Source organism: Lentzea sp. NPDC004782, assembly GCF_040609115.1.
Lineage (GTDB): Bacteria > Actinomycetota > Actinomycetes > Mycobacteriales > Pseudonocardiaceae > Lentzea.
In genome coordinates this window covers 16,637-33,661 of sequence record NZ_JBEXJN010000060.1, presented here as the reverse complement: position 1 = coordinate 33,661, position 17,025 = coordinate 16,637, and the positions used below count along the sequence as shown (strand labels likewise).

17 protein-coding genes and 1 tRNA gene are annotated in these 17,025 nt (G+C 69.8%); 5 read left to right on the top strand and 13 right to left on the bottom strand.

Annotated features, from left to right (window positions below):
- Window positions 1–87: 87 nt before the first annotated feature.
- From ABZV40_RS37810 to ABZV40_RS37770, 9 genes are all read right to left on the bottom strand, one after another.
- Window positions 88–387, bottom strand: coding sequence for a WhiB family transcriptional regulator (locus ABZV40_RS37810; protein WP_112274647.1), 300 nt, complete (start codon window positions 385–387; stop codon window positions 88–90).
- Between the two features lie 71 nt (window positions 388–458).
- Complete coding sequence (gene argS, locus ABZV40_RS37805) at window positions 459–2,192, bottom strand: arginine--tRNA ligase (protein ID WP_355453208.1); 1,734 nt, start codon at window positions 2,190–2,192, stop codon at window positions 459–461.
- Between the two features lie 42 nt (window positions 2,193–2,234).
- Window positions 2,235–2,909 carry a M50 family metallopeptidase gene (locus tag ABZV40_RS37800; RefSeq protein ID WP_355453205.1) on the bottom strand — a complete coding sequence of 225 codons (675 nt, stop codon included), beginning with the start codon at window positions 2,907–2,909 and terminating at the stop codon, window positions 2,235–2,237.
- A 72-nt stretch (window positions 2,910–2,981) separates the two neighbouring features.
- Entirely contained in the window at window positions 2,982–3,605 is a 624-nt protein-coding gene (locus ABZV40_RS37795) for a DUF4383 domain-containing protein (RefSeq protein ID WP_355453202.1), read from the bottom strand.
- A 36-nt stretch (window positions 3,606–3,641) separates the two neighbouring features.
- On the bottom strand, window positions 3,642–3,944 hold the full coding sequence (locus tag ABZV40_RS37790; RefSeq protein WP_355453199.1) for a hypothetical protein: 303 nt from the start codon (window positions 3,942–3,944) through the stop codon (window positions 3,642–3,644).
- Between the two features lie 209 nt (window positions 3,945–4,153).
- Complete coding sequence (locus ABZV40_RS37785) at window positions 4,154–5,617, bottom strand: LuxR C-terminal-related transcriptional regulator (RefSeq protein ID WP_355453196.1); 1,464 nt, start codon at window positions 5,615–5,617, stop codon at window positions 4,154–4,156.
- 6 nt (window positions 5,618–5,623) lie between these two features.
- Window positions 5,624–6,310, bottom strand: a complete 687-nt coding sequence (locus ABZV40_RS37780; protein WP_355453193.1) for an SAM-dependent methyltransferase — start codon at window positions 6,308–6,310, stop codon at window positions 5,624–5,626.
- 119 nt (window positions 6,311–6,429) lie between these two features.
- Window positions 6,430–6,501: transfer RNA gene (locus ABZV40_RS37775), tRNA-Glu, on the bottom strand.
- Between the two features lie 143 nt (window positions 6,502–6,644).
- The gene (locus tag ABZV40_RS37770; RefSeq protein ID WP_355453190.1) at window positions 6,645–7,976 is read right to left on the bottom strand and encodes a PucR family transcriptional regulator; all 1,332 of its coding nucleotides are present in this window, start codon (window positions 7,974–7,976) and stop codon (window positions 6,645–6,647) included.
- Window positions 7,977–8,091: 115 nt separating this feature from the next.
- Here ABZV40_RS37770 and ABZV40_RS37765 point away from each other — a divergent pair, with 115 nt between their 5' ends.
- Genes ABZV40_RS37765 through ABZV40_RS37750 form a run of 4 tightly spaced genes read left to right on the top strand, consistent with a single transcriptional unit; the run spans window position 8,092 to window position 13,449 of the window.
- Window positions 8,092–9,516: a sodium:solute symporter gene (locus tag ABZV40_RS37765; protein WP_355453187.1), complete on the top strand. Its 1,425-nt coding sequence runs from the start codon at window positions 8,092–8,094 to the stop codon at window positions 9,514–9,516.
- The gene (gene speB, locus ABZV40_RS37760) at window positions 9,513–10,451 is read left to right on the top strand and encodes an agmatinase (protein ID WP_355453184.1); all 939 of its coding nucleotides are present in this window, start codon (window positions 9,513–9,515) and stop codon (window positions 10,449–10,451) included. The genes ABZV40_RS37765 and speB overlap by 4 nt, the downstream gene beginning before the upstream one ends.
- Window positions 10,448–12,061, top strand: coding sequence for a thiamine pyrophosphate-binding protein (locus tag ABZV40_RS37755; protein ID WP_355453181.1), 1,614 nt, complete (start codon window positions 10,448–10,450; stop codon window positions 12,059–12,061). The genes speB and ABZV40_RS37755 overlap by 4 nt, the downstream gene beginning before the upstream one ends.
- On the top strand, window positions 12,058–13,449 hold the full coding sequence (locus ABZV40_RS37750; RefSeq protein WP_355453178.1) for an aminobutyraldehyde dehydrogenase: 1,392 nt from the start codon (window positions 12,058–12,060) through the stop codon (window positions 13,447–13,449). Before ABZV40_RS37755 ends, ABZV40_RS37750 begins: the two co-directional genes overlap by 4 nt.
- 23 nt (window positions 13,450–13,472) lie before the next feature.
- Here the strand turns inward: ABZV40_RS37750 and ABZV40_RS37745 are convergent, their stop codons facing one another.
- The 3 genes from ABZV40_RS37745 to ABZV40_RS37735 form a co-directional block, all read right to left on the bottom strand.
- Complete coding sequence (locus ABZV40_RS37745) at window positions 13,473–14,069, bottom strand: hypothetical protein (RefSeq protein WP_355453175.1); 597 nt, start codon at window positions 14,067–14,069, stop codon at window positions 13,473–13,475.
- A gap of 260 nt (window positions 14,070–14,329) precedes the next feature.
- Window positions 14,330–14,692 carry a hypothetical protein gene (locus ABZV40_RS37740; RefSeq protein ID WP_355453172.1) on the bottom strand — a complete coding sequence of 121 codons (363 nt, stop codon included), beginning with the start codon at window positions 14,690–14,692 and terminating at the stop codon, window positions 14,330–14,332.
- A 172-nt stretch (window positions 14,693–14,864) separates the two neighbouring features.
- Window positions 14,865–15,221, bottom strand: a complete 357-nt coding sequence (locus ABZV40_RS37735) for a hypothetical protein (RefSeq protein ID WP_355453170.1) — start codon at window positions 15,219–15,221, stop codon at window positions 14,865–14,867.
- A 202-nt stretch (window positions 15,222–15,423) separates the two neighbouring features.
- Between ABZV40_RS37735 and ABZV40_RS37730 the strand changes: the two genes are divergently transcribed.
- Entirely contained in the window at window positions 15,424–16,368 is a 945-nt protein-coding gene (locus ABZV40_RS37730; RefSeq protein WP_355453167.1) for a zinc-binding dehydrogenase, read from the top strand.
- Here the strand turns inward: ABZV40_RS37730 and ABZV40_RS37725 are convergent.
- Window positions 16,358–17,020, bottom strand: coding sequence for a hypothetical protein (locus ABZV40_RS37725; protein WP_355453164.1), 663 nt, complete (start codon window positions 17,018–17,020; stop codon window positions 16,358–16,360). The two genes, ABZV40_RS37730 and ABZV40_RS37725, sit on opposite strands and share 11 nt — an antisense overlap.
- Between the last annotated feature and the right edge of the window lie 5 nt (window positions 17,021–17,025).

The window sequence follows — 17,025 nt, the reverse complement described above, 5'->3', positions numbered from 1 at the left end:
CGCCGTCGATGAACGGCGCATTCGTCCACCTGAGGTGGACGAATGCGCCGTTCATCGAGATAGCCGGGAGGCTGGGCTTGGGGCAAGTTACGAAGCGACGCGGACGCGGCGCCGGGTCGCGGCGATGATCTGGCGCCGTTCGTCCTCGCCCATGCCACCCCACACGCCGTACGGTTCCTGAGCCTCCAGGGCGTGCTCGCGGCACTGCGCCAGCACGGGGCAGTGCGCGCAGATCGCCTTCGCCTTCTCCTCCCGCGCGGCCCGGGCGTAGCCGCGTTCGTTGTCCGGGTGGAAGAAGACAGCGCTGTTCTGTCCTCGGCACAGACCTTCCATCTGCCAGTCCCACACGTCGGTGACCGGCTTGGGCAGACGGGTCGTGCAGGTCATCGCGACTCCCTATGGCTGGGCGGAAGAGTTGCGATCACTGCGTACCCGTGGTCTGACCAGGGGTAAACCTTCTACAGGCGTTCGGGTGCCCCGATGCCCAGGAGAGACAGACCCAGGGTGAGCACGCGCGACGTCAGCGTGAGCAGGTGCAGGCGCGAGTCCTGCAGCTCCTGGCTCTCCGCGGTCGCCACCGGGCAGTGGTTGTAGAACGTCGAGAACGCCGTCGCCGTCTCGAACAGGTAGTTCGTGAGCTTGTGCGGGGCGAGCTCGTCGACGGCCGCCTGGATGGCCGTGGGCAGCTGCAGCAGCTTCAGCGCCAGGTCGCGCTCGGCGGGCTCCTGCAGGACCAGAGGCGCGTCCGCGGGGGGCGTCCGGCCCACCTTGCGGCCGATGGAGAGGATCCGGGCGTTCGCGTACTGGATGTACACGGACGTGTCGCCGGTGGTGGCGAGCATCTTCTCCCAGGTGAAGACGTAGTCCTTCTCGCGGTCGTTGGAGAGGTCCGCGTACTTGACCGCGCCGAGACCGATGGTGCGGGCGAGCGCGTCCTTCTCCGCACCCTCCACTTCGGACGTCTCGGGCATCACCTTGTAGGAGTTCTCGACCGCCTCGGTGAGGAGCTCGATGAGCTTGATGCTGCCGCCCGCGCGGGTGCGGATGGTCTTGCCGTCCGAGCCGAGGATCGTGCCGAACCCGGTGTGCACGGCCGTGTGGGCGTCGTCGAGCCAGCCGGCCTGCTTCGACGTCGCGAAGATCATCTGGAAGTGCTGCGCCTGCGGGTTGCCGACGACGTAGATCAGCTCGTCGACCTTGCGCTCGCGCACCCAGTAGCGGACCGTGGCGAAGTCCGTGGTGGCGTAGCCGTAGCCGCCGTCGCTCTTGCGCACGATCAACGGCAGCCGGTCGCCCTCGCGGTTGGTGAAACCGGGCGGGAACACGCAGAGCGCGCCGTCGCTGGTCTCGACCAGCCCCTTCTGCTGCAGCTCGGTGATCGTGTCGGCGAGGTAGGGGTTGTAGAAGCTCTCGCCGTAGTTGTCCTGCGCGGACAGGCCGATGTCGAGCAGCTCGTAGATCTGGTTGAAGTGCCGCTGCGACTCCCCCACCAGCTCGTGCCACAGCTTCAGCGTGGCCTCGTCGCCGCCCTGCAGCAGCACGACCCGCCGCCGCGCCCGGTCGGCGAAGCCCGGCTCGTTGTCGAACTTCTGCCGCGCCTGCTGGTAGAAGGCGTTGAGGTCGCTGATCTCGTGGTCGGCCCCGTACCCCTCGTCGGTGAGGTGCTCGATGAGCATGCCGAACGGCGTGCCCCAGTCACCGAGGTGGTTGTGCGGGATGACCTCGTGACCCGCGAACGTGAGCAGCCGGCACAGCGCGTCACCGATGATCGTCGACCGCAGGTGGCCGACGTGCATCTCCTTGGCGACGTTCGGGCTGCTGTAGTCGATCGCGATCCGCCGCGGCTCGTCCGTCGTCGGCACGCCCAGCCGGTCGTCGCCGCGGAGGTTCGCGGTCTCCTGCTCCAGCCACTCGCGGCGCAGCCGCAGGTTGATGAAGCCGGGGCCCGCGATCTCGGGCGTCTCGACCGCGTCCGCCGCGTCGAGGTGCTCGACGATCAGCGTCGCGACCTCGCGAGGGTTCTTGCCGACCTTCTTGGCGAGGCTCATGGCCACGTTGCACTGGTAGTCGGCACCGTCTCGGTTGGACGGTCGGATCAGCGCTTCCTCGGCGGTGATGTCCACGTCCAGAGCGGCGCGCAACGCCCGCGCGACCCGCTGGCCCAGTTCGAGCCCGACATCTCCACGCAGCACTGAGCCCACCTTCCTGAAATCCGGCTGAAGGAATCCAGTATCTCACCACCGGCCAAGCAGTAATGCGCCACCGCCCACGAGCGCGGCGAGGCTCACCACCCCGAAGAGGGTCACCCAGCCGAGCGCGGGCACGCCGGTGAGCCAGGCGAGCTGGTCGGCGTCGCTGCGCGGGGCCTGCCGTCGCCACCGCTTGACCTGCAGCTCCCACACCGGGCGCACGCCGCCGAGCAGCAGGAACCAGGCGAAGACGTACGCGGCGGTGTCCCTGACCTCGGGCGTTGCGTAGAAGGAGACGAAGAAGAACAGACCGCCGGTGACGATGACGGACAGGACGCCGAACACGTTCCGGATCATGATCAGCATGGCGGCGAGGAAACCGATGCTGATCCAGAGCATCAGCTGGATCTGCTCGTTGGTGATGAGCACGGCGGCGCCGAAGCCGAGCAGCGACGGGGCGATGTAGCCGGCCAGTGCGGTGAGGACCATGCCGGGGCCGCGGGGCTTGCCGCGCGAGACGGTGAGGCCGCTGGTGTCGGAGTGCAGCTTGATGCCGCTGAGGCGGCGGCCGGTGAGGACCGCGACCAGGGCGTGGCCGCCTTCGTGGGCGATGGTGATGACGTTGCGGGTGACGCGCCAGATCCCGTGCAGCGCTACGGCCAGGAAGGCGGCCAGGGCGGTGCCCCAGGTGATCACGACCTCATGAGTCAGCTCCGGCATCGCGCCATCGAAACAGACGCGCTGTTAGAGCCGCATGTGGGCTCCAACAGCGCGTCTGTCCGGACAGGGTGCTCAGTGCTTGATCTTGTTCGTGCTCACGCGGTCGGTCTTCGGATCGATCGCGGCCTGCTCCTTGGTGATGGGCTCGCGTTCCCTCGGGCTGACGGTCGGGTCCATCTCCTCGATGTGCGGCGTGTGGTCGCGCGTGTCGCGGAAGGCGGCGGAACGCTGCTCGGGCAGCACCGGCTCCTCTTCCTCCTCGATCACCTTGCGGCGCGCGGGCAGCACCGCGAGCAGCAGGCCGAAGAGCGCGAGGCCGAGGTGCAGCCAGTTGTCGTTGGTGTTGAGCGCCAACGGGTTGCCGTACTGCGCCGCCGGGTTCTGGGCGAGGATGCCGGTGATCATCAGGCCCCACACGAAGATCGCGCCGTAGCCGAGGAACAGCAGCCACCCGTACAGCCGGGCGAGGCCCGACCCCAGAGCCATGAGCAGACCGAGCACGCCGACGGCGACGTGCACCAGGTTGTGCAGCGGGTTCACCGAGAACCCGAGCACGAACGAATGAGTGGACCAGTCGCCCACCCCGGTGCGGGTGAAGCCCACGACGCCGAACACGATGAACGCGATACCGGCCAGCGCGGCCAGCACCTGCACCGGTTGCAGACCGGCGACCTTGACAGTGACGCGGTGGGTCATGACGCCCTCCAGGCTCCGTACGTGTCGCCCGGCTGACTACCCCGCGCGCACCTCCGTCAAACCGTTCACGGACACGTCCGGCATGCCGTTTCGCGCTTGGACGACGTTGCGCTTGCTGATGTACAGCACGCGCGCCCGCGCGGGGTTCACGAGAACGGTCGTCTCGGCGTTCTGCTCGACGTACGCGCGGACCTCGACCTGCGTGCCGAGTGCGGCGGCGTTGCGCAGGGACGCGGCGAGCGCGTCCAGGTTCCACGGCTTGGCCAGGCGGAACTCGAACTCGTCGACGTGCAGCACGGCCCACTGTTCGAGATCGGTGGGTGGATCTGTCGGGTTCATCTGACTCCCCCTCGCAGGTGGTGGGCTCCGGGCGCCGCGCCCACCGCTCGGCGCCCGGAATTCTGGTGGCCCGTCAAGGAGAACTCACGTGCCACCGGCCGCGCATCCGTCGCAATACCTAGGTTCGGTCACCTCAGCGCCTGGTGCTCGATGAAGGGCTCCTTCCTCCACCTGGCGTGGAGGAAGGAGCCCTTCATCCACGTGGTCGCTCAGGACTGGTCACGCGCGATCCGGGCCGCCTCCGACCGGTTGCCGGCGCCGAGCTTCGCGAGGACGTGCGACACGTGCAACCCCACGGTCCGCACGCTCAGCACCAGTTCCTCGGCGATCTGCTTGTTGGTGCGGCCCCACGCCAGCAGTTCCAGCACGTCACGTTCACGCGGCGTCAACGTTCCCAGTTCGGGCTTGTCCTTGTGCAGCAACGGGATGCGCTGTCTGCGTGCCTGCCGGTCGATCATCTTGGCCAACGGCAGCGCCTCGAGCCGTTGCGCGGTGCGGTGGGCGTGCCGCAGCGCTTCCGGTTCACCGCAACGGGTTCGCGCGTAGGCCGCCTGGTACGGCATCCGCAGCCGGTCCCACGCCACCGCGACGTCCGCCCACGAGTCCTGCCCGGCCTCCGCGAACGCGTGCCGCCGCCACGCCTCGTCCTCCGGCCCGTGCGGCACCGGAAGTCTGGCCAGCAGTTCGTGTTCCGTCGCGGCCGGATCGTCGAGCCGGGTGATCCGGCCGGCCGCGGCCTGCAGGTCACGTGCGGCACCGAGTCCCGCCGCGCACAGCCGCAGCACCTCACCGCCGGTCAGCGCTTCCGGGAGGTCGGCGACCGTCTCGCGGCACAGGTCGACGGCGATCCGGAACCGGCCTTTCGCCCTGGCCGCAACGGCTCTGGTGTACGCGGACTGGGCCAGGAACAACGCGTCCGGTCCGTCGACGACCTTCTCGGCGTGCTCGATCAGGTCGTCCGCGTCCTGGCCGCGCAACGCCATCGCTTCCGCCTTGCACAGCATGATCCGCGCGGCCTTGTTGCCGGGGATCGAGTCCGGGACCTCCAGCGCGTCCAGCTCCTCCCACCGGCCGAGCGCGAGCAGGCTGGTCGAGAGGTTGTAGCGGATCACCGCGCTGAACGTCGGGGAGAGGCCCTGAATCCTCAGGCGTGCCAACGCTTCCTTGCCGATGCGCGCGCTGCGTTCGTGCTGCCCGGAACTGCCGAGCACGAAGGTCAGGTTGCCCACGGCCCTGGTCAGCTCACGGACCGAACCGCTGCGATGCGCGGCCGTGCGCGCGTCCTCCAAAGTGGCGGTGCCGCGTTCGACATCACCGAGAAACGCCTCGCACACACCGCGCACGCTCAACGCGTACGCGCGGATCTCGGCATCATCGGTGACCACCGAACCGGCGAGCGTCAACGCTTCCCGGTACTCGCCCTGCGACATGAGCCAGCTGGCCTCGGCGACCGCGATGCGCTGCACCATCGCACCCGTGGCCAAACCCTTGGCCTCCAGCAACGTCTCGTGCGCTGCGGCCCGGTCACCCATGACGAACTGGCAGTCCCACAGCAGGTACAGCAGCTCGCAGCGGTCACCGGTGCCGGCGAGCGCCTTGCGCAGCTCCCACGCCGCGTCCGCCGGTCTTCCCGCCCACCGCAACGCTTTCGCCCGCTCAAGCGCTTCCCGCACGTTCCCTTAGGAGGCGCCACGGGCTTGCTGGATACGGCCGGGCTTGCGTCCGATGCCGGCGTGCGCGCCCGGCACCACGCACGGCGCCTCGATCGACAGCCCCTCCATCAGCTGCTCGACCGGGGCCGGATGCGACACCACCAGGAAACCTCCCGCCGGCAACGCGTGCCGGTACCGGCGCACCACCCGTCCCGGCCCGGTGGCGTCGTCCACGTACCTCAGGACGTCGACCATCAGCACCGCGTACGGCTCACGCAGGTCGAGATGCGACACCACGCCCGGATGCCTCAGCACCTGCTCGGGACGGCGCAGGTCGGCCTCGACCGCGCACGTCCGCGGCTCGCCCCGCAGCAGCCCGCGCGCGAACGCCACGGTCACCGGGTCCGAGTCCACGTACACGACACGTGCGTCGGGCAACGTCTGGTGCGTGGCACCGCACGTCGGGATGCCCGCGCCGAGGTCGAGGAACTGCCGGACCCCGGCCGCCCAGCAGTGGCGGACGGCGTGCTTGAGGAACGCCCGGTGCGCTCGGGTCACGAGCGGCAGCTCCGGGTCGATCCGGACCGCCTGTTTGGCGAAGGCCCGGTCGGCGGCGTAGTTGTGCGCGCCGCCCAGATAGAAGTCATGGATCCGCGCGGCGTTCGGCCGACGTACGTCGACCTCGTAGCGTGCGAAGGCGGGGACCGCGGCCATTCGCAGAGCGTAACTGGCGCCTAGACCATTCGGGCGAAGTTTTCGAAGATTCTTTGGGTCCGTCTGACACCGGCCCCGATGCGGGCGGGCCCGGTCCACCCCACAGAGACCGGGCCACGTAGCGCGTACGGGGATCGAACCCGTGTTTCCGGATTGAGAGTCCAGCGTCCTGACCACTAGACGAACACGCCGAGAACGAGCATTGATACACAAATGCTCGCAGAGATTAGAAATAGTGAACTAGCAGGTCAACGCTTCGAGGGCGCTCCGGCCCAATCCTCTGCGGTAATCATGGAACAATGATGACCGACAGGTTCACCGCCTCGCAAAGGAATTAACCGAGCCAGGTCAGCGCGAGCCAGAGCGAAGCCCGCGCGTCAGCCGTTCCAAGATCACGGCCGAGCAGCCGTTCGACGTGTGAGATCCGGTGCCGAACGCTGTTGCGGTGCACGCCGAGCACCGCCGCGGCCCGGTCCCAGCTGCCGTGCTGACCGAGCCAGGCCCGCAGGGTGTCGATCAGCTCGGGGCGGCCGAGCAGGGCGGCGAGCTCCCGCCGGGCGAACGCACGGGCCGCGACGGGGTCGACGAGGCAGGAGAGGTCGGACGCCGGGAAGGCGGGTTCACCGGTGGCGAGTGCGCGGGCGAGCAAGGCCGAGGCCTCGCCCGCGGCGCCGAGGATCTCACCACCGGGGATCTCACCACCGGGGACCTCGCTCTCGGCGACGGGTGACGACACCCCGACCGGACCCGACACCTCGAACCCCGCCGGCACCAGCGCCAGGAACCCGTCCTCCACCTTCGACACCAGCGGCCCGTACGTCTGCGCCAGCACGTCGTGGTCCGCCCGCGACCGTCCCGCCACCACGCGGTACGGCCCCGGCCCCAGCACGCCCGCCAGCCCGGACGCCCGCGCGCGCAGCACCGCCGACGCCGCCAGCCGCGCGATCCGGCCGCGTTCGCTCTCCACGTCACGCCGGAGCAACCCGAGCAACGCCAGCGCGACCGCGACCACCGCCCGTTCGGCCGGGGACAGCGGCGTCACCCGGCGCACCACGAGAACCGCCGACTCGACCGGATCGAGCGTCACGTGCTCATCACCCAGCTGGGCCGAAGCCGAACGAGGCCCGGTACCGGACGCGACCCGCGCTACGAGAGAGGCGAGCTCGGAAGGTGCCGTCGCGGGGTCGACAAGATCGGCGCGGCAGTTCAGGACAACGGCGAGAGTGGTCAGCACGGATTCCACAGGCCGCACGCGGGTCGCCGCACGGGTCAGGGCGCGCTGGCTGTCCGCGAGCATCCGCTGCTCCCGCACGGCGATCTCCGCGAGCAGCGCGCCCAAGGCCTGCGACACCGCGAGGAACGGCGTCGACGGCGGCACCTCCAGCAGCGGCATGCCCTGCGTCGCACACGCCGCCACCAGCGAGGACGGCACCGTGGGGTACTCCGGCTCGACACCGAACCCGATCGCCGAGACGCCGGACGACACGAGCCCGGCGACGTACGCGGGCACGTCGGACGGGAACCGCACGCCGGCGGTGAGCAGCAGCTCCTCGCCGACCAGGTACGGCGTCGGGTCCTCCAGCTCGGACACGTGCGCCCAGCGGATCGGCCGGTCCAGCGCGTCGGCTCCACACAGGACGGTCAGCCCGAGGTCGACTCGCGCCACGAGCGCCGAGAGTGGGACGGTTTGCACAACCATGGTCGGACGATTGTGCAGAACGACCACTTACCGGCGCCAGTGCGCGTTCCTACTGTGACCTGCAACCCAAGGAGGTCCAGCAGTGGCTCTCGACTACGCGGTGATCGCCGCCTACGTGCTCGGCATGATCGGCATGGGCTGGTGGGGCATGCGCCGCGCCACCAGCAAGAGCGAGTACCTGGTCGCCGGACGCAGGCTCGGGTTCGGCATGTACTCCGGCACCATGTCGGCCGTCGTGCTCGGCGGCGCGTCGACCATCGGCGGTGTCGGGCTCGGCTACAAGTTCGGCATCTCCGGCGCCTGGATGGTGTTCGCCATCGGCCTCGGCATCCTGCTGCTGTCGGCCCTGTTCGCGCGCCGGATCGTGCGGCTCAAGGTCTACACCGTCTCCCAGATGCTCGACCTGCGCTACGGCGGCAACTCCAGCACCGTCTCCGGCCTGGTGATGGCGGCCTACACGCTGATGCTGACCGTCACGTCCACGATCGCGTACTCCACGATCTTCAACGTCCTCTTCGGACTGCCGAAGTCCGTCGGCGTGATCATCGGTGGCAGCATCGTGGTGCTGTACAGCGTTCTCGGCGGCATGTGGTCGATCACGCTCACCGACATCGTGCAGTTCGTCGTGAAGACGGTCGGCATCCTGTTCCTGCTGCTGCCGATCAGCCTCGCCACCGCGGGCGGCTTCGACGGCATCCGGGAACGCCTGAACAACCCGGCGCTGTTCGAGGTCGGCAACATCGGCACCACGACGATCGTCACCTACCTGCTGATCTACGTGTTCGGCCTGCTGATCGGCCAGGACATCTGGCAGCGCGTGTTCACCGCCAAGTCGCCGGAGGTCGCGACGTGGGGCGGCATCACCTCCGGCCTCTACTGCCTGGTCTACGCGGTCGCCGGCGCGCTGATCGGTCTCGCGGGCAAGGCGCTGTACCCGAACATCGCGAACAAGGACGAGGCGTTCGCGACGATCGTGGAGAACCTGCTGCCCACCGGCGTGCGCGGGCTCGTGCTCGCCGCCGCGCTGGCCGCGATGATGTCCACCTCGTCCGGCGCCCTCATCGCGTGCGCCACGGTGGCGTCCAACGACATCTGGCGCCGCCGGACCGGCTCCGACGTCCACGACAACCGGATGTTCACGCTGGTGATCGGCATCGTCGCGATCGGCATCGCGGTTGCCCTGAACGACGTCGTGGCCGCGTTGACCGTCGCCTACAACATCCTCGTGGGCGGGCTGCTGGTCGCGATCATCGGCGGCCTGGTGTGGAAGCGCGGCACCCGGCTCGGCGCGATGGTGTCGATGGCGGTCGGCTCGCTGACGGCGATCGGGTTCATGGTGTTCGTGGACGTGTACGCCAACGAAGCCATCTACTACAGCCTCGGCTCGTCCTTCGTGACGTACGTCGTGGTCAGCCTGGCCACCCCGGCCACGGATCCGGCCGTGCTCGCGCGGTGGGACCGCCGGCTGGCCGGTGAGGAAACCGAAGAGGAACTGGTGAGCGCATGATCGGCCCCGTCGACTCCTCGCAGGTGCCGCGCTACGCGGGTCCGGCGACCTTCGCCCGGCTGCCGCGCCTGGACCAGGTGGCGCACGCGGACGTCGCGGTGGTGGGAGTCCCGTTCGACACCGGCGTCTCGTACCGGCCGGGAGCGCGGTTCGCGCCCTCGGCCGTGCGGGAAGCCTCCCGCCTGCTGCGCCCCTACCACCCCGGTCTGGACGTCTCGCCGTTCGAACGCGTCCAGGTCGCGGACGGCGGCGACATCGCGGTCAACCCGTTCCACATCGGTGAGGCCATCGAGACGATCGAGGGTGCGGCGTCGGAGCTGCAGGCCGAGGGCACGCGGCTGGTGACGATCGGCGGTGACCACACGATCGCGCTGCCGTTGCTGCGGGCGGTGTCGCGGATCCACGGGCCGGTGGCGCTGCTGCACTTCGACGCGCACCTCGACACGTGGGACACGTACTTCGGCGAGCCCTACACGCACGGGACCCCGTTCCGGCGGGCGGTCGAGGACGGGATCCTGGACACGTCGGCGATCTCGCACGTCGGCACGCGGGGTCCGTTGTACGGCAAGAAGGACCTGGAGGACGACCGGCGGCTCGGGTTCGGGATCGTGACGTCGTCGGACGTGATGCGGCGGGGCGTCGACGAGACCGTGGACGCGTTGCGGCAGCGGATCGGTGATCGGCCGTTGTACGTGTCGATCGACATCGACGTGCTGGACCCGGCACACGCGCCCGGTACGGGCACGCCGGAGGCCGGTGGGATGACCTCGCGGGAGCTGCTGGAGATCGTTCGCGGGCTGCGGGGGCTGAACCTCGTGGGTGCGGACGTGGTCGAGGTGGCGCCCGCGTACGACCACGCCGACATCACGTCCGTGGCGGCCTCACACGTGGCGTACGACCTGGTGAGTTTGTTGGCGCTGAAGGAGGGCGTGTGACTCGCAACGGCGGCGATGTCGTCGTCGAGACGCTCGAAGCGCTCGGCGCGCACACCGTGTTCGGCATCCCCGGCCAGCACGCCCTCGGGCTCTTCGACGCCCTTCGCCGGTCCGGCCTGCGGTACGTCGGCAGCCGCACCGAGGTCAACGCCGCGTTCGCCGCCGACGGCCACGCCCGGATCACCGGCTCGGTCACGCCCCTGCTGGTGTCGACCGGGCCGGGCGCGCTGCAAACCCTTGCGGGGCTCCAGGAATCCGCCGCCGCGTCGGCGCCGGTGCTGGGCATCTCGTCGCAGATCCCGTCCGCGGGCCTGGGCGGGGTGCGCGGCGGGTACCTGCACGAGCTGACCGACCAGCTGGCGTCGTTCCGGGACGTGGTGAAGCACGCTCGGGTGGTGCGGCACGCGTCGCAGATCCCGTCGGCGCTGGCCGAGGCGTGGGAGATCGCGCTGACCGCGCCGTACGGGCCGGTGTGGGTGGAGATACCGCAGGACGTGCTGCTCGGGCCCGCCTCGGTGCCGCCGGTGACGTCGGTTTCGTGGTCCACGCGGGAGCTGCACCCGCGGGCGGAGCTGGTCGCGGAGGCCGTCCGGTTGCTGGACGGGGCCGAGCGGCCGGTGATCCTCGCCGGCGGTGGTGCTCTGCGTGCTTCGGACGAACTGCTGGAGCTGGCCGAGAAGCTGCGGGCGCCGGTGGTGACGACGTTCGGCGGCAAGGGCAACTTCCCTTGGGAGCACCCGCTTTCCGCGCAGTCGTGGCTGGAGGACCGGCACACCACGGAGTTCCTGGCCGATGCCGACGTGCTGCTGGTGGCCGGGTCGGGGCTGGGTGAGCTGTCGAGCAACTACCGGACGTTCCGGCCGGGCGGTGCGGTCATCCAGATCGAGGCCGACCTGGGCAAGCTGGAGTCGAACTACCCCGCTTTGGGCATCCACGCCGATGCGCGGCATGCGTTGCGCGCCTTGGTGTCGGGTGTGACCGCCCGGCCCGCGGACGGCGTCGCCGAAGAACGGGTGCGCGGGCTGCTGGACCGGGTGCTGGCCCGGCTCGCGGAGCAGGAGCTGGACCTGGAGCGGCAGGTCCTGGCCGCGGTGCGGTCGGCGGTTCCCGACGGCACGCCGACGTGCTGGGACATGACGATCCTCGCCTACTGGGCGTGGTCGGCGTGGGATCCGCGCGGTGGCGCGCAGTTCTCCGCCCAGGGCGCCGGCGGGCTCGGGTACGGGTTCCCCGCCGCGCTGGGCGTGGCGGCGGCGGTGGACGGGCCGGTGCTCGCGGTGTCCGGTGACGGCGGCGCGATGTACGGGATCTCGGAGCTGGCCGTGGCCGCGCAGCACGGGTCGCGGGTGGTGTGGCTGATCGTCGACGACGGCGGCTACGGCATCCTGCGCGAGTACATGACCGACGCGTTCGGCCAGGCCACCGCCACCGAGCTGGCCCGCCCGGACTTCGTGGCGCTCGCCGAGGCGTTCGGGGTGCCCGCCACCCGCAGCACGCCCGGGTCGCTGCGCGAAGATCTCGCCAAGGCGTTCGCCGCGGACGGACCGCACGTGGTGGTCCTGCCCGCGGTGTTGCGCATGTTCGCCCCCACGCACCTGGAGCACCCGTGATCGTCGCGAACTTCGTCAACGGCAGCGCCGCTTCGTCCACTTCGGACACGTCACCGCTCGTGGATCCCGCGACCGGCGAGGAGTTCGGCCGTGCCGTCGTCTCCCGTGCCGCCGAGGTCGACGCCGCCGTGCAGGCCGCCGCCGACGCCTTCCCCGCGTGGTCCCGCACGACCCCCGGCGAACGCCAGCTGGCGTTGCTGAAGCTCGCGGACCTGTTGGAGGCCAACGCCGCTGAGGTCGCCGACGCGGAGATCCGGGAGACGGGCAAGATCCGCTCGGTCGTGCTCGGCGAGGAGATCCCGCAGTGCGTGGACCAGATCCGGTTCTTCGCCGGCGCCGCCCGCGCCCTGGGCACCGCCGCCGCCGGCGAGTACCTCTCCGGCACCACCTCCTACCAGCGGCGCGAGCCGGTCGGGGTGATCGCGCAGATCACGCCGTGGAACTACCCGCTGATGATGGCGGTGTGGAAGATCGCCCCGGCGCTGGCCGTGGGCAACACGGTGGTGCTCAAGCCTGCCGACACCACGCCGTCGTCGAGCGTGCTGCTGGCGACGCTGGCCGCGCGGGTGTTGCCCGCAGGCGTGTTCAACGTCGTGCTGGGTGACCGCGACACCGGCCGGTTGCTGGTCGAGCACCCCGTGCCGGCCATGGTGTCCCTGACCGGCTCCACCCGTGCCGGCGTCGAGGTGGCCCGCAGCGCCGCCGCGACCGTGAAGCGCACGCACCTCGAACTCGGTGGCAACGCACCGGTCCTGGTGTTCGACGACGTGGACGTCACTTCCGCCGCCGAGGCGGTCGTGGGCGCGGCGTACTACAACGCGGGCCAGGACTGCACGGCCGCCACCCGCGTCCTGGTGCACTCCGCCGTGCACGACGAGTTCGTCGCGGCACTGGTGAAGGCGGCGTCGGCGCAGGTGCCCGGCACCGACTTCGGCCCGTTGAACAGCCAGGCGCAGCTGGACCGGGTGCTCGGCCTGCTCTCCCGTTCCGCCGGGACGGTCCACTGTGGAGGGAAGCGGTACGGGACGGCCGGGTTCTTCCTGGAACCCGCGGTGGTCTCCGGGCTCGCCCAGGACGACGAACTGGTGCAGGAGGAGGCGTTCGCGCCGGTGATCACCGTGCAGTCGTTCGTCTCGGACGACGAGGCGGTCGAGCTCGCGAACGGCGTGCCGCAAGGACTCGCGTCGTCGATCTGGACCAGGGACACCGGCCGAGCCGCGGCGCTGACGGCACGGCTCGACTTCGGCATCGTGTGGGTGAACACGCACGGCCTGGTCGCGTCAGAGATGCCGCACGGCGGGTTCGGCGCGTCGGGGTACGGCAAGGACCTCTCGATGCACGGCCTGGAGGACTACACGCGCGTGAAGCACGTGATGATCGCCCACTGAGCCGTGTGCCGTGAGGATACCTGTCACGCCGTTGGCAGGCGGCGGTGCTCCAGCGGTCCGTTGTACGGATCACCCAGCAGGCGCAGCCCTCCGGCGGGCACCACCGCGTCGAACCCGACCGCGCTCACCGCGTAGCCCTCGTCGCTCACGCTGATCCGCGGATGGCAGAGCTCCTCCGGGAGCTCGGCGCCGCGCACACCGTCGAAGACGATGTCGAGGGGCCGGTCACCGGTGTGGTACCGGACCACGTCACCGGTTTCCTGACGCGTGAACTGCCACGGCAGGCTGACGGGGAAGACGTCGGCCGCCTCCGCCCAGCCCTCCGCCATCGCGACCAGCTCCGACACCTGGGCGCGCACGCTCTCGGTCTCGCCGGACAGGTCCTCGCGCAACGGGCCGAGGATCACCCGCACGATCTCCGCCGCCTGCTGCTCGGAGTACCAGGTGAGGAAGAACATCGCGTCGTGGTCGGCGAGGTGCTTCCGCATCGCCGCCGCGACCGTCGAGTCCTGGGTGTGGGCGGCGATCCGCTCGAGAACCCAGGAGAAGACGCCGGAGGAGGCGTTCCACGACGGGCCGTACCAGGTTCCGGCGCGGTCGACGGTGAAGTCATTGGACATGGCTTGATCCTAAGCGCGAGGGTCGTCCCGTGACGCGGAACAACCCTCGCTGTCCGAAGTGGATGGTCAGCACTTGACGATCACGATGTTCGGCAGGGACGAGCTGGTGCAGGAGGAAGCGTTCGCGCCGGTGATCGGCGTTGCGGATGATCGTCCATCGCGCGCCGTCGTCGTACCTGATCTCGTCACCCGATCCCCGGTCACGGTACGGGAAGTTCAACCCATTTCATCTGAACACAAAGCCGCCGGTGGCGGTCCGGCTAGGGCATCGGGGACGGCGGCGAGCGGAAGTGGTAGACCCGCTTGATGTCGTGCTCCTCGATGCGCAGGGCGTCGAACGTGTCCCAGTCGTCCACGTCGTCCTCCGCGTAGTGGAACTTCTCGGCGAGGACGTACCCGTCCGGGAACTCGGGGGTGGACAACGAGTATCCGCCGTCGATCAGGTCGACGGTGACGTCGTGCAGGTCCGGCTGGACCTTCATCTCCCTGACACCGCCGAACATCAGGTCGATGTGCGTGCTCGCCTCCGGCCCCTTCTCCGCGCGGAAGGACAGCGTGTTCGTCTTCGGCTCGAACATCCGCAGGAAGAACTGCCGCGGCAGTCGCAAGGGAAAATCGGACACTTGAACTCCTGTCAGGTTCGTGACGCCGGTCCGGCCGGGCACGGTCTCCAGCCGGACCGCCGAGCGGGCGCGGTCATGTCCAGGGATTCAGATGGTGCAGAAAGGCGCGTTCTCCGTAATCCGGCCGGAGCGGTGCGGCACCCATTCGGTGACGGTGCGGCCGAAACCACGGTCAGTCGCGGAAGTGATGCAGATGACTGCTCCGGTGCGGGACCAGCCGCTCGTCCTCGAACACCGACGGCTGGTGGGCCTCCAGGTCGTCTTCCGCGACCTGCAGGTTCTCCGCGACGACGTACCCGTCCGGGTAGTCCGCGGCCACCAGGGTGTAGCGGTCGCCGGCCAGATCGATCACCAGGTCGTTCAGCACCGCCGGCAGCTTCAGGTCGCTGGTGAAGCGGAACTGGACGTCGATCCGGGTCGGCTGGTCCGCCCGCGGTGCGCTGCGCAGCAGCAACACCCCGTGCGACACCTGGTAGGACCACAGCTCGAACCGCCGCGGCAGCCGCAGCGGAAACTCGATCGCCGGCATTCGGATCCCTTCTACGCGAATGGGTTCGTGCCGGGCACACGCCTCCCCAGGTAACACGAGCAAGGTACCTCCGAGTTCCGGATTCCGCCCATCCGAAAAGTGATTGCCCGCGCAGTTGCACACGGGTCACGCGCTGCGGGCGGCCGCACCCGTGAAATCCGGCCGTTGACCTCCAGTTAGGTCGAGCTCATAGCGTCGCGGCATGTTCGCGATTCGGCAGTACGAGTTCGGCCCGGCGGAGAACCTGCTCCTCGAAGAGGTTCCCGATCCGGAGCCCGCCCCCGGCCAGGTCCGCATCACCGTCGCCGCGGCGGGCGTCCACCTCGTCGACACCACGATCCGCAAGGGCGGGTTCGGTCCCGTCGAGTTCCCGATGACGCCGGGCCGCGAGGTCGCCGGTGTCGTCACGGCGCTGGGCGACGGCGTCGCGCCCGACTGGCTCGGCCGCCGCGTCACCGCGCACCTCGGCCAGGCCAACGGCGGCTACGCTGAGCTGGCGGTCGCGAAGACCGAGTCGCTGCACGCACTTCCGGACGACGTGTCGTTCGAGGCGGCGGTGGCGATGATCGGCACCGGGCGCACGGTCGTCGGGGTGCTCGACGCCGCCAAGCTCACGAAGGACGACGTCGTGCTGGTGACGTCGGCGGCCGGCGGCATGGGCGCCTTGTTCGTGCAGGAGGCGCGCAACGTCGGCGCGCAGGTGATCGGGCTGGCCAGTGGCGGGAAGCTCGACCACGTGATGGACAACGGCGCCGACGCCGCCATCGACTACACCCGGCCGGACTGGGCGGACGGGCTCAAGGACATGACGGTCGTGCTCGACGGCGTCGGCGGCTCGGTCGGCGCGGCCGCGCTGAAGACGCTCGGGGTCGGCGGGCGCCAGATCATCTACGGCTGGGCGTCCGGCGAGATGACGCCGATCAGCACGGCGGCGTTGTTCGCCAACAGCCTAACCGTGACCGTCGCGCTCGGGCCTGGGCTGATGCGGCGCGGGCTGCGCGCCCTGGAAGAGGAGTCGATGGCAGGACTGGCCGGCGGCCGGTTCGTGCCGCTGGTCAACCCTCCGTTCGCGCTGAAGGACGCAGCACAGGCCCATGAAGCGCTGGAATCCCGCGCCGCGATCGGGAAAGTCGTGCTCAAGCCGTGAGACCGGGCTCCCACGTGGCGGTCAAGGTGACCAGCTCCCGTGCGGACTCGCGTTCGACGACCGGCAGCTGATCGCGGATCACCGCGAGCATCTCGGCCACCTCGTCATCGCTGAAGTCCTTGAAGGACAACCAGTCCGGAGCCTTCAGCTCGTGCGCGGCGAGCTTGGCGGAGAGCTCGGGGGAAGCGACGTGGCGGGAGAGAACACCGCGCACCCAGTCCACGTCGGCGGCGGTGGCGTCCCATTGCAGGACGCCATCCCGCCTGCTCTCCGGCCGGTCGAGGACGACCCTCGCGGACACGAGGCTGCCGGACAGCCAGCGGTCGGTGATGGCCACCAGATCGTCGACGTTCTCCCGCAACCCGGCGCCGTACGGGCCACCGGGTGGAAAATCCGCCTCCACGGCAGGCCGGAGCTCCTCGCGGATCACGCGCACGATCTCGGCGGCCTGCTCCGGCGTGTAGTAGGTCAGCGCGAGCCAGGCGTAGCCGCCATCCAGGAGCTCATGCAGCTGCCCGGCGAGCTCCTCGTTCCGCACGCGTTCGGCGATGGCCTGGACAGCCCAGAAGAAGACGGCACGCCGCGGGTCCCACATCTCACCCTCGTAACCCCACGGGCCGTCTTCACGGTCGATCACGAAAACTCCAGCCATCGGAC

Coding starts and splice junctions, on each gene's coding strand:
- ABZV40_RS37810 (WP_112274647.1), bottom strand. CDS start 387: ATGACCTGCACGACCCGTCTGCCCAAGCCGGTCACCGACGTGTGGGAC.
- ABZV40_RS37800 (WP_355453205.1), bottom strand. CDS start 2,909: ATGCCGGAGCTGACTCATGAGGTCGTGATCACCTGGGGCACCGCCCTG.
- ABZV40_RS37795 (WP_355453202.1), bottom strand. CDS start 3,605: ATGACCCACCGCGTCACTGTCAAGGTCGCCGGTCTGCAACCGGTGCAG.
- ABZV40_RS37790 (WP_355453199.1), bottom strand. CDS start 3,944: ATGAACCCGACAGATCCACCCACCGATCTCGAACAGTGGGCCGTGCTG.
- ABZV40_RS37780 (WP_355453193.1), bottom strand. CDS start 6,310: ATGGCCGCGGTCCCCGCCTTCGCACGCTACGAGGTCGACGTACGTCGG.
- speB (WP_355453184.1), top strand. CDS start 9,513: ATGATCGGCCCCGTCGACTCCTCGCAGGTGCCGCGCTACGCGGGTCCG.
- ABZV40_RS37745 (WP_355453175.1), bottom strand. CDS start 14,069: ATGTCCAATGACTTCACCGTCGACCGCGCCGGAACCTGGTACGGCCCG.
- ABZV40_RS37735 (WP_355453170.1), bottom strand. CDS start 15,221: ATGCCGGCGATCGAGTTTCCGCTGCGGCTGCCGCGGCGGTTCGAGCTG.
- ABZV40_RS37730 (WP_355453167.1), top strand. CDS start 15,424: ATGTTCGCGATTCGGCAGTACGAGTTCGGCCCGGCGGAGAACCTGCTC.
- ABZV40_RS37725 (WP_355453164.1), bottom strand. CDS start 17,020: ATGGCTGGAGTTTTCGTGATCGACCGTGAAGACGGCCCGTGGGGTTAC.